Source organism: Pseudomonas corrugata (genome assembly GCF_050920615.1).
GTDB classification, from domain to species: domain Bacteria; phylum Pseudomonadota; class Gammaproteobacteria; order Pseudomonadales; family Pseudomonadaceae; genus Aquipseudomonas; species Aquipseudomonas corrugata.
Map to the genome: position 1 here is coordinate 4,258,584 of NZ_CP130434.1, position 14,069 is coordinate 4,272,652.

Genomic DNA, 14,069 nt, shown 5'->3' on the forward strand with positions numbered 1-14,069 from the left:
TGTTTTTTATCGTTGTGCAGATTTTTTATCTGCAAATAGTCCGAACAGCAAGCCAACAGAGAAAAATATTCTTCACGGTCGAGCCTATGATTGTTGTAGGACAATTCTCCGTACCCGGGAGACTTGTCAGCTAGCGCGCCCACTACAAGAAATTCACAAGATCGAGCGTAGAAAGCCATGAACCCAGCGTACGAACCGCTACGCCTGCACGTCCCTGAACCTTCGGGCCGTCCCGGCTGCAAGACCGACTTCTCCTACCTGCATCTGAGCGATGCGGGCACGGTGCGCAAACCGTCCATCGATGTTGAGCCTTCCGATACCGCCGACCTGGCCCGAAGCCTGATCCGCGTGCTCGACGACCAGGGCAATGCCCACGGTCCATGGGCCGAAGACGTGCCCCTCGACATTCTGCGCAAGGGCATGCGCGCCATGCTCAAGACGCGGATCTACGACAACCGCATGGTGGTCGCCCAACGCCAGAAAAAGATGTCGTTCTACATGCAGAGCCTCGGCGAGGAAGCCATCGGCAGCGGCCAGGCCCTGGCGCTGAACATCGACGACATGTGCTTCCCTACCTATCGCCAGCAAAGCATCCTGATGGCCCGTGACGTGTCTTTGGTGGACATGATCTGCCAACTGCTGTCCAACGAGCGGGACCCGCTCAAGGGCCGCCAACTGCCGATCATGTATTCGGTCAAGGAAGCCGGCTTCTTCACCATTTCCGGCAACCTCGCCACGCAGTTCATCCAGGGTGTGGGTTGGGGCATGGCGTCGGCGATCAAGGGCGACACCAAGATCGCGTCGGCCTGGATCGGTGACGGCGCCACCGCCGAGTCGGACTTCCACACCGCCCTCACTTTCGCCCACGTCTATCGGGCGCCGGTGATCCTCAACGTGGTCAACAACCAGTGGGCAATCTCCACCTTCCAGGCCATTGCCGGCGGTGAAGCCACCACCTTCGCCGGACGCGGCGTCGGTTGTGGCATCGCCTCGCTGCGGGTCGACGGCAACGACTTCATGGCCGTCTATGCCGCCTCGCGCTGGGCCGCTGAACGCGCCCGTCGCAACCTCGGGCCGACTCTGATCGAATGGGTCACCTACCGCGCCGGTCCGCACTCCACCTCCGACGATCCCTCCAAGTACCGTCCTGCCGATGACTGGAGTCATTTCCCGCTGGGCGACCCGATTGCCCGTCTCAAGCAGCACATGATCCGCATCGGCCAATGGTCGGAAGAAGAGCACGCCGCCGTCACCGCCGAGCTGGAGGCCCAGATCATCGCGGCCCAGAAGGAAGCGGAACAGTACGGCACCCTCGCCGGCGGCCAGGTGCCGAGCGCCGCGACAATGTTCGAAGACGTCTACAAAGAGATGCCGGAGCACTTGAAGCGCCAGCGTCAGCAGTTGGGGATCTGACATGAACGATCACAACAACACTATTGCGCTGGATACCGCCATGACCACTACCACCATGACCATGATCCAGGCCCTGCGCTCGGCCATGGACGTGATGCTCGAGCGCGACGACAACGTCGTGGTGTTCGGCCAGGACGTGGGTTACTTCGGCGGCGTGTTCCGCTGCACCGAAGGCCTGCAGAACAAATACGGCACCTCGCGAGTGTTCGATGCGCCGATCTCCGAAAGCGGCATCGTCGGCGTGGCCGTGGGCATGGGCGCCTACGGATTGCGACCGGTGGCCGAGATCCAGTTCGCCGACTACGTCTACCCGGCCTCCGACCAGATCATTTCCGAAGCGGCGCGCCTGCGCTATCGCTCGGCCGGCGAGTTCACCGCGCCGATGACCTTGCGCATGCCCTGCGGCGGCGGCATCTATGGCGGCCAGACCCACAGCCAGAGCATCGAGGCAATGTTCACCCAGGTCTGCGGCCTGCGCACTGTGATGCCATCGAACCCTTATGACGCCAAGGGCCTGCTGATCGCCTCCATCGAGAACGATGACCCGGTGATCTTTCTCGAACCCAAGCGCCTGTATAACGGCCCATTCGACGGCCACCACGACCGTCCGGTAACGCCGTGGTCGAAACACCCGACAGCACAAGTACCCGACGGCTATTACACGGTACCGCTGGATGTCGCCGCCATCACCCGCCCTGGCAAGGACGTGACCGTCCTCACCTACGGCACCACGGTGTACGTGTCCCAGGCCGCCGCCGAGGAAACCGGCATCGATGCCGAGGTCATCGACCTGCGCAGCCTGTGGCCGCTGGACCTGGACACCATCGTCAAGTCGGTGAAGAAGACCGGCCGTTGCGTGATCGTCCACGAAGCCACCCGTACCTGCGGCTTCGGTGCCGAGCTGGTGTCGCTGGTCCAGGAACACTGCTTCCATCACCTGGAAGCCCCTATCGAGCGTGTCACCGGTTGGGATACTCCCTACCCGCACGCGCAAGAGTGGGCGTATTTCCCAGGGCCGTCCCGTGTGGGCGCGGCGTTGAAACGGGTCATGGAGGTCTGAATGGGCACGCACGTTATCAAGATGCCGGACATCGGCGAAGGCATCGCGGAAGTAGAATTGGCGGCATGGCACGTCAAGGTTGGAGACCTGGTGACCGAGGATCAGGTCCTGGCCGATGTCATGACTGACAAGGCCATGGTGGACATTCCTTCACCGGTGCATGGCCGGGTCATCGCCCTGGGTGGTGAGCCGGGTGAAGTCATGGCGGTGGGCAGCGAACTGATCCGTATCGAAGTGGAAGGTGCCGGCAACCTGAAGGAATCGGCACAGCCACCGGCTGCGGCTGCGACTCCAGCCGCCGAGCCCGCACCGCCCAAAGCGCCTGAGCCGCTGGCGGAAAAACCTGCCGCCGCACCCCGCCCGGCCCAGCAACCCCAGGCCCCCGTGGCCCGCAATCCCGACGAGCGCCCCCTGGCCTCGCCAGCTGTGCGCAAACACGCCCTGGACCTGGGCATCCAACTGCGTCTGGTCCAGGGCAGCGGCCCTGCCGGCCGGGTACTGCACGAGGACCTGGAAGCGTATCTGGCCCAAGGCCCCTCGACGCCAGCCAAGGGCGGCTCAGGCTACACCGAACGCCACGACGAGCAGCAGATCCCGGTGATCGGCATGCGGCGCAAGATCGCCCAGCGCATGCAGGAAGCCACCCAACGCGCCGCCCATTTCAGCTATGTCGAGGAAATCGACGTTACCGCCCTCGAAGAGCTGCGGGTTCACCTGAATGAAAAACACGGCGCCAGCCGTGGCAAGCTGACCTTGCTGCCATTCCTGGTGCGGGCGCTGGTTGTGGCCTTGCGGGACTTCCCGCAGATGAACGCGCGCTATGACGACGAAGCCCAGGTCATCACCCGATCCGGTGCAGTGCACGTCGGTGTTGCGACCCAGAGCGACGTCGGCCTGATGGTGCCGGTGGTGCGTCATGCCGAGACCCGCAGCCTGTGGGACAGCGCGGCGGAGATCGCACGCCTGGCCACGGCGGCCCGCAATGGCAAGGCCAGCCGCGACGAACTGTCCGGCTCGACCATCACCCTGACCAGCCTCGGCGCGCTGGGCGGGATCGTCAGCACTCCGGTGCTGAACCTGCCGGAAGTGGCGATCGTCGGCGTGAACAAAATCGTCGAGCGGCCCGTGGTCATCAAGGGCCAGGTGGTGATCCGCAAGATGATGAACCTCTCCAGCTCCTTCGATCACCGGGTGGTCGACGGCATGGATGCTGCGCAATTCATCCAGGCCATGCGTGGCCTGCTTGAACAACCCGCCACCTTGTTTGTGGACTGATACCAGGAGCAGGCATGCAACAGACTTTGAACACCACCCTGCTGATCATTGGCGGTGGCCCTGGCGGTTACGTAGCGGCGATCCGCGCTGGCCAGTTGGGCATTCCGACCATTCTCGTAGAAGGCCAGGCACTGGGCGGGACTTGCCTGAACATCGGCTGCATTCCGTCCAAGGCGCTGATCCATGTGGCCGAACAGTTTCATCAGGCAAGACACCATAGCCAGGGCTCTGCCCTGGGTATCACGGTGTCGGCGCCGGTGCTGGACATCGACAAGAGCGTGGAATGGAAGAACGGCATCGTCGATCGCCTGACCACCGGCGTTGCGACACTGCTGAAAAAGCACAAGGTCCAGGTCATTCACGGCTGGGCCAAAATCATCGATGGCAAGACCGTTGAAGTCGGCGATACCCGCATCCTGTGCGAACACCTGCTGCTGGCGACCGGCTCGAAAAGCGTCGACCTGCCGATGCTGCCCATCGGTGGCCCCATCGTGTCTTCCACCGAAGCCCTCGCCCCGACCTCGCTGCCCAAGCATCTGGTAGTGGTCGGTGGCGGTTACATCGGCCTGGAATTGGGTATTGCCTACCGCAAGCTCGGTGCCGAAGTCAGCGTCGTGGAAGCCCAGGAACGGATCCTGCCGGCCTACGACGGCGAGCTGACCCAGCCGGTGCATGAGGCGCTCAAGCAATTGGGCGTGAAGTTGTACCTCAAGCACAGCGTCGAGGGTTTCGACGCCCAGGCCAGCATGTTGCAAGTGCGTGACCCCGCCGGCGATACCTTGAACCTGGCCACCGACCGGGTCCTGGTGGCGGTCGGTCGCAAGCCCAATATCCAGGGCTGGAATCTCGAGGCCCTGGACCTGACGATGAACGGTTCGGCAGTGAAAATCGACAGCCGCTGCCAGACCAGCATGCGCAACGTCTGGGCTATCGGCGACCTGAGCGGCGAACCGATGCTCGCCCACCGGGCCATGGCCCAGGGCGAAATGGTTGCCGAACTGATCGCCGGCAAGGCGCGCGAATTCGCCCCGGCGGCCATCCCTGCAGTGTGCTTTACCGATCCAGAGCTGGTGGTGGTGGGCAAGACACCGGACGAGGCCAAGGCAGCCGGCCTGGATTGCATCGTTTCCAGCTTCCCGTTCGCCGCCAACGGTCGGGCGATGACGCTGGAATCGAAGAGTGGTTTCGTACGGGTAGTAGCGCGTCGGGACAACCATGTGATCGTCGGCTGGCAAGCGGTCGGCGTCGGCGTCTCGGAACTGTCCACCGCGTTTGGCCAGTCCCTGGAAATGGGCGCACGGCTGGAAGACATCGCCGGCACCATCCACGCCCATCCGACGCTCGGCGAGGCGGTACAGGAAGCGGCGCTGCGGGCATTGGGGCATGCGTTACATCTGTGAGATAGCGACCTGGGGATCGTTCCCACGCTCCGCGTGGGAATGCAGCCAGGGACGCTCCGCGTCCCAAAGCCGAACGCGGAGCGTCCGTTGAAGTATTCCCACGCGGAGCGTGGGAACAATCATGCGAGTGAGGCTGCGAAATACCCCCGGAATGAAGTATTGTTGTCCCCATCCAAAAAACGTCAGAAGCCTTGACCGTTTCGACGGTTATGAAGATATAGAGGGTGTCATGGGTAACGAGAGCATCAATTGGGACAAGCTGGGCTTTGACTACATCAAGACCGACAAGCGCTACCTGTCGCACTGGCGCAATGGTGCCTGGGACACCGGCACCCTGACCGACGACAACGTGCTGCACATCAGCGAGGGCTCCACTGCCCTGCACTACGGCCAGCAGTGCTTCGAAGGCCTCAAGGCCTACCGCTGCAAGGACGGTTCGATCAACCTGTTCCGCCCGGACCAGAACGCCGCCCGCATGCAGCGCAGCTGCGCCCGCCTGCTGATGCCACACGTCGACACCGAGCAGTTCATCGACGCCTGCAAGCAAGTGGTTCGTGCCAACGAGCGCTTCATTCCACCTTACGGCACCGGCGGCGCGCTGTACCTGCGCCCCTTCGTGATCGGTGTGGGTGACAACATCGGCGTGCGCACCGCACCCGAGTTCATTTTCTCGGTGTTCTGCATTCCGGTCGGTGCCTACTTCAAAGGCGGCCTGACCCCGCACAACTTCCTGATTTCCAGCTTCGACCGCGCCGCCCCACAAGGCACCGGCGCCGCCAAGGTCGGTGGCAACTATGCCGCCAGCCTGATGCCCGGCTCCCTGGCCAAGAAGGCCAGCTTCGCCGACTGCATCTACCTCGACCCGCTGACCCATTCGAAAATCGAAGAAGTCGGCTCGGCCAACTTCTTCGGCATCACCCATGACAACAAATTCGTCACGCCCAACTCCCCGTCAGTCCTGCCGGGCATCACCCGCCTGTCGCTGATCGAGCTGGCCAAGACCCGTCTGGGCCTGGAAGTGGTTGAAGGTGATGTGTTCATCGACAAGCTGTCGGACTTCAAGGAAGCTGGCGCTTGCGGTACCGCGGCGGTAATCACCCCGATCGGAGGCATCAGCTACAAGGACAAGCTGCACGTGTTCCACAGCGAAACCGAAGTCGGCCCGATCACCCAGAAGCTCTATAAAGAGCTGACTGGCGTGCAGACCGGCGACGTTGAGGCGCCGGCTGGCTGGATCGTCAAGGTCTGATCCGATTGTACCGGGGGGCTTGCTCCCCCGCGTGGCGGTGCTGCTGATGACGCCATCGCGAGCAGGCTCGCTCCCACAGGGATTCTCAGTGGTCATGAGGCTTGCGTTCAACGCAAATCCACTGTGGGAGCGAGCCTGCTCGCGATAGCGCCGGCGGGTTCGACATCCCTCTGCGCACTGACACCCAATCGCCCGGGCATTTCCCGGCGCCCCTTGGCCGTCACTGCCAACGCCCGGCTGTCCAGATCCTGGATCACCCACTGGCGCTTGATCGCCAGTTGCAACAACGCCGCCCCCAAGGCACCGCCCAGATGCGGCCGACGCATGCTCCAGTCCAGGCACGGGCAGGCGAATCGGCGTCGTTCACTGGCCAGGGCCTGGGCGTCAATGCCTAACGCCTCGAACAGCATCTTGCCGGATTCGCTCAGCCGATAATCCTGCCCCTCCACCTCCACCAACCACCCGGCTTCGATCATGCGGTCATGCAACCGTACCGCCAGGGTGCCGGCCATGTGGTCATAGCAGGTGCGGGCGAATTGCAGGCGATCCGGGGTACGCGACACAAAAGCCGGCGCGGGCTTCTGACCGATCACCATCAGCGCTTCCAGAGCCTGGGCGACACGCTTGTCCGCCAGGCTGTAGTAGCGATGGCGACCCTGGACATGCAGACGGACCAGGGCCAGGTCCTTGAGCTTCGCCAGATGGGCACTGGCAGTGGAGGCGCTGACCTCGGCAATGCTTGCCAATTCCGTACTGGTGCGGGCATGGCCGTCCATCAACGAACAGAGCATCCGGGTACGCGCCGGTTCGGCAATGGCCGCAGCCACCTGGGACACACCGATATCTGAGTGCTCTGCGTTCATATTTCGCTCCCGGACGAATCAAGCCATGTATCAGCTGGAGATAGTAGCAACACTTTCGCCCTCACGAACAAGGCAGCGCTTCATGGATCCGATCACCGTCGCGACCCATCCCGACCCCTACCCTTACTACGCCAGCCTGCGAGCCCTGGGCGGGCTGACATTCGACGCTCACCTGACACTGTGGATCGCCAGCAGCGCCGAAGCGGTGTGCGCCGTGCTGCGCCACCCCGATTGCCATGTGCGCCCGGCCCACGAACCCGTGCCGAAAGCCATTGCCGATGGCCCTGCCGGCCGGGTATTCGGACGCCTGATGCGCATGAACGAAGGCGAGCGCCAGCACTGCCCCCGATCGGTGATTGCACCGGCGTTGCAGGACATCGATCCGCAACAGGTGGAAACACTGGTCAGGGCCCCTGTCATCACGGAGGCCGCCGAAGGTCTGCACCATGGACAATTCGTCGGACCGACCAGTGTAATAGCCACACTACTGGGCTTCAGTCCAACGCAAAGCCGCCTGGTCAGTGCGCTGACGGGGGATTTCGTCGCCTGCCTGTCGCCCTTGAGTCAAGCGACCCAGTTGCAAGTGGCGCACCGGGCCACCGAGCGATTGGAAGCACTTTTCCGGGAACGCATCGAGGCGCCGCATACCCCCTTGCTGGCGAGTATATGCCGAGGCTTGGCAACCGACCCCGACAGCCTGATCGCCAACCTGATCGGCCTGCTTTCGCAAACCTTTGAAGCCACGGCGGGCTTGATCGGCAACACATTACTGGCGCTGATCCGCGATCCGGCGTTGCGCCGGGCAGTCATGGCCGATCCCAAGCGGATCAGTCTGTTGCTGGCCGAGGTCCAGCGCTTCGACCCTGGCGTGCAAAACACCCGCCGCTTCGTCGCCGCCCCCTGCGAGATCCTGGGCACGACACTGAACCCCGGCGAAGTAATCCTGGTGCTGCTGGCCTCGGCCAACCATGACCCGCGGCTCAACCCGCAACCGGATGACTTCTTGCTGGATCGCCCGAACCGTCGCAGTTTCAGCTTCGGAACCGGGCGTCATGAATGTCCCGGGCAAACCCTGGCGCTGAGCATCGCCCACGCCACACTCCAAGCGATGCTTGAACGAGAACCGCGATGGGACCGTTTGACCTGGAGCTACCGCCCCTCGATCAACGGACGCATCCCGATGTTCAGCGACCGACCAGGCACCCAAGCACCTTGACGTGCCCCAGCGCCATCAGTCGTCCCTGGTCAGCACTTCCAGCAGTTCGATTTCAAAGATGAGGTTGGCGTTGGGCTTGATGTGGGCACCCATGGATCGCTCGCCATAGGCCAAGTGCGCCGGCACCAGCAGCTTGCGCTTACCACCGACCTTCATACCCATCAGGCCCAGGTCCCAGCCCTTGATGACGCGTCCGGTTCCGATCACGCACTGGAAAGGTTTGCCGCGACTGTAGGACGAATCGAACTCGGTGCCGTCCTCGAGGGTGCCGCGGTATTGCGTCGTAATCAGCGCACCTTTGACTACGCTTTTGCCATCGCCCTGTTCCAGGTCGATGATCTGCAGTGCTTCGTTCATGAGCATTACCGTGTGATTTCCAGGCGCGGGTTTTCGCAGAAATCAGCGCGCCTGGCAACTCCAACGGCCTGTGGGCTCAGTCTGCGCCTGCAGATGAACCCCGTGAACAGGAGGGAACCACAGCGTCCGCGTCGGTTCACATGGGTATCGACCCTGTATTCAGATAAGGATGTTCTGATGATCGACTCTCGTGCGCCCCATGGCTTCATTCCTCCCTATATTCTCAATCGCATCATCGCCCACGGTTCCGAACAACAACGTTCCTGTGCCCTCGGCACCCTGACCCATGTGCGCAGCCTGCGGCACAACCCGGGTCCGCCCCACAACCCTGCCGCCACCGCTGCGCCAGCCAAGCCGGACAAGGCCGGACACCCCCAGCGTAGCGTGCACGACGCACAGAACAGAATGGAACTGCCCGGTCAGCCCATACGCCTCGAGGGCCAACCAGCCAGTGGCGATGCGGCAGTGGACGAGGCCTACAACGCCCTGGGCGCCACCTATGACTTCTTCTGGAAAGTCCTGGGCCGTGACTCCATCGACAACAAAGGCTTCGCCCTGGTGGGCAGCGTGCATTATGGCGAAGGCTACGAAAACGCCTTCTGGAACGGCGCGCAGATGGTTTTTGGCGACGGCGACGGGGAAATTTTCCAGCGCTTTACCCGGTCCCTGGACGTCGTGGCCCATGAGCTGGCCCATGGCGTTACTGAAAGCGAAGCCGGGTTGATCTATGCCAATCAGTCCGGCGCCCTGAACGAGTCCATGTCCGATGTGTTCGGTGTGCTGGTCAAACAGTTCGTCCTCGAACAGACTGCCGACCAGGCAGACTGGCTGATCGGCGCCGACCTGCTCACCGACAAGATCAACGGCGATGGCCTGCGCAGCATGGCCAATCCTGGCACCGCGTACGATGACCCGCTCCTGGGCAAGGACCCGCAGCCCGCGCACATGCGCCAATTCGTCATCACTCGCGAGGACAACGGTGGTGTGCACATCAACTCCGGTATTCCCAACCGCGCCTTCTATCTGATAGCCACCGCACTGGGCGGATTTGCCTGGGAAAAGGCCGGGCGGATCTGGTATGAAACATTGTGCGACAGGAAACTGGCCAACGACGCAACCTTCAGTGCCTTCGCCCACCTGACCGTCGAGCATGCCCGCCGACGTTTTGGCGAGCGGGAGGTACGCGCGGTACAGGACGGCTGGGCCCAGGTCGGCGTCAACCTGACCGAGGAAAGCTGATGAAAACCCTTCCAGACCTTGGCGACCACGCCGTGGTGCGCCTGTCACGCCAGGGCGGCGTGGCAGCGATCCATGCCTTGACCCGCCCGCGGGAAATCGAATTCGCCCAATGCGACCTCGACCAGCGCACGCGCATCCATTCGGTTCTGGAGGGTTGCCTGCCGCTGACCTCCTCCACCTCGGGTCAGGGGGATCAACGCTTCTTCCAGATCGAAGTACGCTATCGCACTGACGATCAGGACAATGAAATGGTGTTACAAGTGCCCGAGGACCGGGCACCCGGCGAGCTGGTTCACTTGTGGGACAAAGGAGAAGTGCTCTGAAGTCCTAAAGACTTTTCACACAGAGCCTAACGCGTGGCCGGAACGATCTTGACGATCGCGCCGGACACGATTTCGATCAGCAAATACTTGTCGTCGATATGCACCCATTGCTGGTCGTTTGTCGGCTGTTCGAGCTTCTTCTGTTTCCAGTCTTTCATCGCTCTGTCCGCGCGCTGGTAATCGGCGGGTACCCGGTCGTTCTCCACCAGCCTGCGGCCATTGCTCGGCGAATGCTCCAAGGCATCCCCGGTTTTCTCGACCGCTTGTGCGACAGGCCCAAGGGCTCCAAGGCCGACGATCAGGACCAGGCTGGCGATCAGGGTTGGTTTGCGCATAGAAAGACTCCAGTTATCAAGGTACTGAATCTCCGACTTCAACAGCGGCGAATCATTCCTTTTACTGTAGCTACCCACCAAGGTACATAAAACCTGTGGGAGCGGGCTTGCTCGCGAAAGCGGTGTATCTGCCACAAAGATGTTGAATGAACCGCCGCCTTCGCGGGCAAGCCCGGCTCCCACAGGTCCAGCGGCGTACTCGATGTCTCCTGCACCATGACTCCCCCTGTGGGGGCGAGCCTGCTCGCGATGACGGCTCAACTGAACCATCGCTATCGCGAGCAGGCTCGCTCCCACAGGCGATGCTGTTTCAGACCACCGCCAAGTCTGGCACCTTGCGAATATTCTGCAGGAAGCGATCGGCCGGCAGTGGGTGGCCCAGCAGGTAGCCTTGCAGCGAGTCGCAGCCCAGTTGGGTCAGGAAGTCCTGTTGTACGTCGGTCTCAACCCCTTCGGCGACGATCCGCAGGCCAAGGGCCTGGCCGAGGGCGACGATGGCCGAGACGATGGCGGCGTCGTCACTGTCGTGTTCCAGGTCGCGCACGAAGCCGCGATCGATCTTCAGCTCGTTGGCCGGCAGTCGCTTGAGGTACATGAGGCTCGAGTAGCCAGTACCGAAGTCGTCGATGGACAGGTCCACCCCCATATCCGAAAGCTGCTGCAGCACCGTCATGCTGGCATCGGCGTCGCTCATCGCGGTGGTTTCAGTGATTTCCAGGGTCAGGTTGTTGGGCAGCAGATGATGAATCTCCAGCGCCTTGGCGACACTCTGCACCAGCCCGGTGTGGCAGAACTGCAAGGCCGACAGGTTCACAGCGATACGCCAATCGGCATAACCGAGCACGTACCATTCACGCATCTGGCGACAGGCCTCATTCAATACCCATTCGCCGATGGGAATGATCAGCCCGGTCTTTTCCGCCAGGTCGATGAAGGTGTCGGGCATCAACAGGCCCTGGGTCGGATGGTGCCAGCGCAGTAACGCCTCGGCGCCGACCGGACGACCGTTGGCGGCGTCGAACTTGGGTTGGTAATGCAGGCTGAACTGCCGCTGTTCGACGGCGATACGCAAGTCTTGCAGCAACTGCAATTGCTTGCGGGCATTGCTGTTCATCGAGACATCGAAAAAGCTGTAGCCGTTCTTGCCGGCCCCTTTGGCGTGGTACATCGCCGCGTCGGCGTTCATCAACAACTCTTCGGCGCTCAGACCATTGCCCGGGAATACCGCGATGCCGACGCTGGCCGAAATCTGCAGATCATGCTCGGCGACCCGGAAAGTGCGGCCGATCAACCCAACCTGGCGCGCCGCCAGCCGCAAGGCATCGTCAGGCTCGGCCAGTTGCACCAGCAGCACAAATTCATCACCACCGATCCGCGCCAGGGTGTCATGGCTGCGCAAATCTTCGCGCAAGCGCAGGGCCACGTCCCGCAGCAGTAAATCCCCCATGTGATGGCCAAAGGCGTCGTTGACCGGCTTGAAGCCGTCCAGGTCGATGAACATCAAGGCGAAGCAGCCACCCTGCTCCTGCACCCGGTGCATGGCTTGGTCGATACGGTCGGCCAGCAGCACTCGGTTGGGCAATCCGGTGAGAGGGTCGTGCAGGGCCAGTTGAGTCAGCTCCCGATTCGCCAGGGTCAACGATTGGGCCAGTTCCGCGGTGCGGGCTTCCAGGCGCGCGTCGAGAATCGACGTCAGCAAGGCGATGGCCAGCACCGCCAGCGTCGTGATCAGCACCACATTGTCCAGGCCTTTACCGCTCAAGCCGTCGAGGGAACCACAGAAGCTGCCCTCCCTGAACTGTGCTCCGGCCATGCCGGTGTAATGCATGCCGACAATGGCGATGCCCATGATCACCGCGGCACCGGCACGGGCCAGTCGTACATGGGGGCTGTTGTGGCGCAGGCGAAAGGCGATCCACAACGCCGCGGCGGAAGCCCCTACCGCGATCACCAGCGAAGCGCCGAACAGCGTCGGGTCGTAGTCGATGCCCGGCTGCATCCGCAAGGCCGCCATGCCGGTGTAATGCATGGCGCTGATGCCGGCGCCCATGATCAGCGCGCCGAAAGCCAACTGCCAGGCCGGCAAACGTGGCTGACTGACCAACCAGAGGGCAAAACCGCTGGAAAGGATGGCGATCAACAACGACAGCGCGGTGATCGACACATCGTAGCCAAGCTCCACCGGCAAGGTGAATGCCAGCATGCCAATGAAATGCATGGACCATATGCCCACCCCCATCGCCAGCGCGCCACCGGCCATCCAGAGGTGGGCAGCATGGCCACGGGTGGTAGCGATACGCCCGGCCAGATCCAGCGCAGTGTAGGACGCCAGTATTGCTACCAATAGGGAAATCGAAACAAGGGCGGGGGAATAACTGCCGATGAGCATGGGGAGTTTTTTCTCGTAGCTGAAACGCGAATTGCCTCCATGCCCGGTTGAGGCCGGGATTGTACCCAATCCCTTCGCAAGAAGTATCAAAAAGCCATCAACCTTGGAATATTTGCGACGAAAGACATCTTTGCCTGTATGGAGATCGTCACTGGATGTGCCACCGCTTCGCGGGCAGGCCGGCTCCCACTGAGCAACGCGAGCAATTCAGTCAATTGGGGGAGCAAGGCTGCTGGCGATTACGCAGTCAGCGTCGCGGCGATACTGGATCCGATCCGGTTCGGCTAAGCTTGCACACGACTCCAAGGAGAACGCAGCAATGACCCGCGCCACATCCACTGCATTACTGGTGATAGACGTACAAAACGACTTCATCCCAGGGGGGCCGTTGGCCGTGCCGGAGGGCGACCAGATCGTGCCGCTGATCAACCGGTTGGGGCGCTCATTCAACCAAGTCATTCTCGCCCAGGACTGGCACCCGGCCGGGCACGCCTCGTTTGCATCCAGTCACCCAGGCAAGCAACCCTTCGACACCGCCGAGCTGCCCTACGGCGAACAAACGCTGTGGCCCGACCATTGTATACAAGGCAGTCCGGGCGCGGCGCTGTATCCGACACTGGACCTGCCCCACGCCCAACTGATCATCCGCAAGGGCTGCAACCCGGACATCGACAGTTATTCGGCGTTCATGGAAGCCGACCGCCAGACACCCACCGGTTTGGCGAGCTACCTCAAGGAGCGCGGCATCGACACAGTCTACGTAGTGGGACTCGCTCTGGATTTCTGCGTAATGTTCACCGCCCTGGATGCCCGGATCGCGGGGTTCAACGCCGTCGTGGTGCTCGACGCTTGCAGGGGAATCGATATCGAGGGTTCGATAGACGCGGCGCTCCGACGGATGCAACAAGCGGGCGTGCAATTGATTCAGTCCACCGACATGACGAACTAGC

Annotated in this window: 13 protein-coding genes; 9 read left to right on the plus strand and 4 right to left on the minus strand. The window is 62.2% G+C overall.

The genetic code is table 11. The features are described from left to right. Positions 1–177 precede the first annotated feature (177 nt). The 5 genes from QZH45_RS18475 to QZH45_RS18495 all read left to right on the plus strand — a co-directional run bounded on the left by QZH45_RS18475 (position 178) and on the right by QZH45_RS18495 (position 6,397). Positions 178–1,413: a 3-methyl-2-oxobutanoate dehydrogenase (2-methylpropanoyl-transferring) subunit alpha gene (locus QZH45_RS18475; protein ID WP_024777382.1), complete on the plus strand. Its 1,236-nt coding sequence runs from the start codon at positions 178–180 to the stop codon at positions 1,411–1,413. A gap of 1 nt (position 1,414) precedes the next feature. Next, positions 1,415–2,473: an alpha-ketoacid dehydrogenase subunit beta gene (locus tag QZH45_RS18480; RefSeq protein ID WP_024777381.1), complete on the plus strand. Its 1,059-nt coding sequence runs from the start codon at positions 1,415–1,417 to the stop codon at positions 2,471–2,473. Next, positions 2,474–3,748: a dihydrolipoamide acetyltransferase family protein gene (locus tag QZH45_RS18485; protein ID WP_024777380.1), complete on the plus strand. Its 1,275-nt coding sequence runs from the start codon at positions 2,474–2,476 to the stop codon at positions 3,746–3,748. 14 nt (positions 3,749–3,762) lie between these two features. Then, positions 3,763–5,148, plus strand: coding sequence for a dihydrolipoyl dehydrogenase (lpdA, locus tag QZH45_RS18490; protein ID WP_024777379.1), 1,386 nt, complete (start codon positions 3,763–3,765; stop codon positions 5,146–5,148). A 229-nt stretch (positions 5,149–5,377) separates the two neighbouring features. Next, positions 5,378–6,397 (plus strand): branched-chain amino acid aminotransferase, encoded by a 1,020-nt coding sequence (locus QZH45_RS18495; protein ID WP_024777378.1) that lies wholly within the window; start codon positions 5,378–5,380, stop codon positions 6,395–6,397. A gap of 107 nt (positions 6,398–6,504) precedes the next feature. Here the strand turns inward: QZH45_RS18495 and QZH45_RS18500 are convergent, their stop codons facing one another. Beyond that, entirely contained in the window at positions 6,505–7,260 is a 756-nt protein-coding gene (locus QZH45_RS18500) for an ArsR/SmtB family transcription factor (RefSeq protein WP_053191053.1), read from the minus strand. An 82-nt stretch (positions 7,261–7,342) separates the two neighbouring features. Between QZH45_RS18500 and QZH45_RS18505 the strand changes: the two genes are divergently transcribed. Next, a complete protein-coding gene (locus tag QZH45_RS18505; protein ID WP_055136084.1) occupies positions 7,343–8,476 on the plus strand; it encodes a cytochrome P450 in 1,134 nt (377 codons plus the stop codon). A gap of 15 nt (positions 8,477–8,491) precedes the next feature. Here the strand turns inward: QZH45_RS18505 and QZH45_RS18510 are convergent, their stop codons facing one another. Further along, positions 8,492–8,833: an FKBP-type peptidyl-prolyl cis-trans isomerase gene (locus tag QZH45_RS18510; RefSeq protein WP_055136086.1), complete on the minus strand. Its 342-nt coding sequence runs from the start codon at positions 8,831–8,833 to the stop codon at positions 8,492–8,494. Positions 8,834–9,010: 177 nt separating this feature from the next. Between QZH45_RS18510 and QZH45_RS18515 the strand changes: the two genes are divergently transcribed. After that, the gene (locus QZH45_RS18515; protein ID WP_053191049.1) at positions 9,011–10,072 is read left to right on the plus strand and encodes a M4 family metallopeptidase; all 1,062 of its coding nucleotides are present in this window, start codon (positions 9,011–9,013) and stop codon (positions 10,070–10,072) included. Further along, positions 10,072–10,395: a protealysin inhibitor emfourin gene (locus QZH45_RS18520; protein ID WP_024777373.1), complete on the plus strand. Its 324-nt coding sequence runs from the start codon at positions 10,072–10,074 to the stop codon at positions 10,393–10,395. The genes QZH45_RS18515 and QZH45_RS18520 overlap by 1 nt, the downstream gene beginning before the upstream one ends. A 26-nt stretch (positions 10,396–10,421) precedes the next feature. On the opposite strand, the gene QZH45_RS18525 is transcribed toward QZH45_RS18520, so the two are convergent. Together QZH45_RS18525 and QZH45_RS18530 are read right to left on the minus strand one after the other, a co-directional pair. Next, positions 10,422–10,730 carry an RcnB family protein gene (locus QZH45_RS18525; protein WP_024777372.1) on the minus strand — a complete coding sequence of 103 codons (309 nt, stop codon included), beginning with the start codon at positions 10,728–10,730 and terminating at the stop codon, positions 10,422–10,424. A 310-nt stretch (positions 10,731–11,040) separates the two neighbouring features. Then, positions 11,041–13,119 (minus strand): putative bifunctional diguanylate cyclase/phosphodiesterase, encoded by a 2,079-nt coding sequence (locus QZH45_RS18530; RefSeq protein ID WP_024777371.1) that lies wholly within the window; start codon positions 13,117–13,119, stop codon positions 11,041–11,043. Between the two features lie 319 nt (positions 13,120–13,438). On the opposite strand from QZH45_RS18530, the gene pncA reads away from it, so the two are divergent. Then, a complete protein-coding gene (gene pncA, locus QZH45_RS18535) occupies positions 13,439–14,068 on the plus strand; it encodes a bifunctional nicotinamidase/pyrazinamidase (protein WP_024777370.1) in 630 nt (209 codons plus the stop codon). Position 14,069 lies beyond the last annotated feature (1 nt).

Coding starts and splice junctions, on each gene's coding strand:
- QZH45_RS18510 (WP_055136086.1), bottom strand. CDS start 8,833: ATGAACGAAGCACTGCAGATCATCGACCTGGAACAGGGCGATGGCAAA.
- lpdA (WP_024777379.1), top strand. CDS start 3,763: ATGCAACAGACTTTGAACACCACCCTGCTGATCATTGGCGGTGGCCCT.
- QZH45_RS18480 (WP_024777381.1), top strand. CDS start 1,415: ATGAACGATCACAACAACACTATTGCGCTGGATACCGCCATGACCACT.
- QZH45_RS18500 (WP_053191053.1), bottom strand. CDS start 7,260: ATGAACGCAGAGCACTCAGATATCGGTGTGTCCCAGGTGGCTGCGGCC.
- QZH45_RS18495 (WP_024777378.1), top strand. CDS start 5,378: ATGGGTAACGAGAGCATCAATTGGGACAAGCTGGGCTTTGACTACATC.
- QZH45_RS18505 (WP_055136084.1), top strand. CDS start 7,343: ATGGATCCGATCACCGTCGCGACCCATCCCGACCCCTACCCTTACTAC.
- QZH45_RS18485 (WP_024777380.1), top strand. CDS start 2,474: ATGGGCACGCACGTTATCAAGATGCCGGACATCGGCGAAGGCATCGCG.
- QZH45_RS18475 (WP_024777382.1), top strand. CDS start 178: ATGAACCCAGCGTACGAACCGCTACGCCTGCACGTCCCTGAACCTTCG.
- QZH45_RS18520 (WP_024777373.1), top strand. CDS start 10,072: ATGAAAACCCTTCCAGACCTTGGCGACCACGCCGTGGTGCGCCTGTCA.
- QZH45_RS18530 (WP_024777371.1), bottom strand. CDS start 13,119: ATGCTCATCGGCAGTTATTCCCCCGCCCTTGTTTCGATTTCCCTATTG.
- QZH45_RS18525 (WP_024777372.1), bottom strand. CDS start 10,730: ATGCGCAAACCAACCCTGATCGCCAGCCTGGTCCTGATCGTCGGCCTT.
- pncA (WP_024777370.1), top strand. CDS start 13,439: ATGACCCGCGCCACATCCACTGCATTACTGGTGATAGACGTACAAAAC.
- QZH45_RS18515 (WP_053191049.1), top strand. CDS start 9,011: ATGATCGACTCTCGTGCGCCCCATGGCTTCATTCCTCCCTATATTCTC.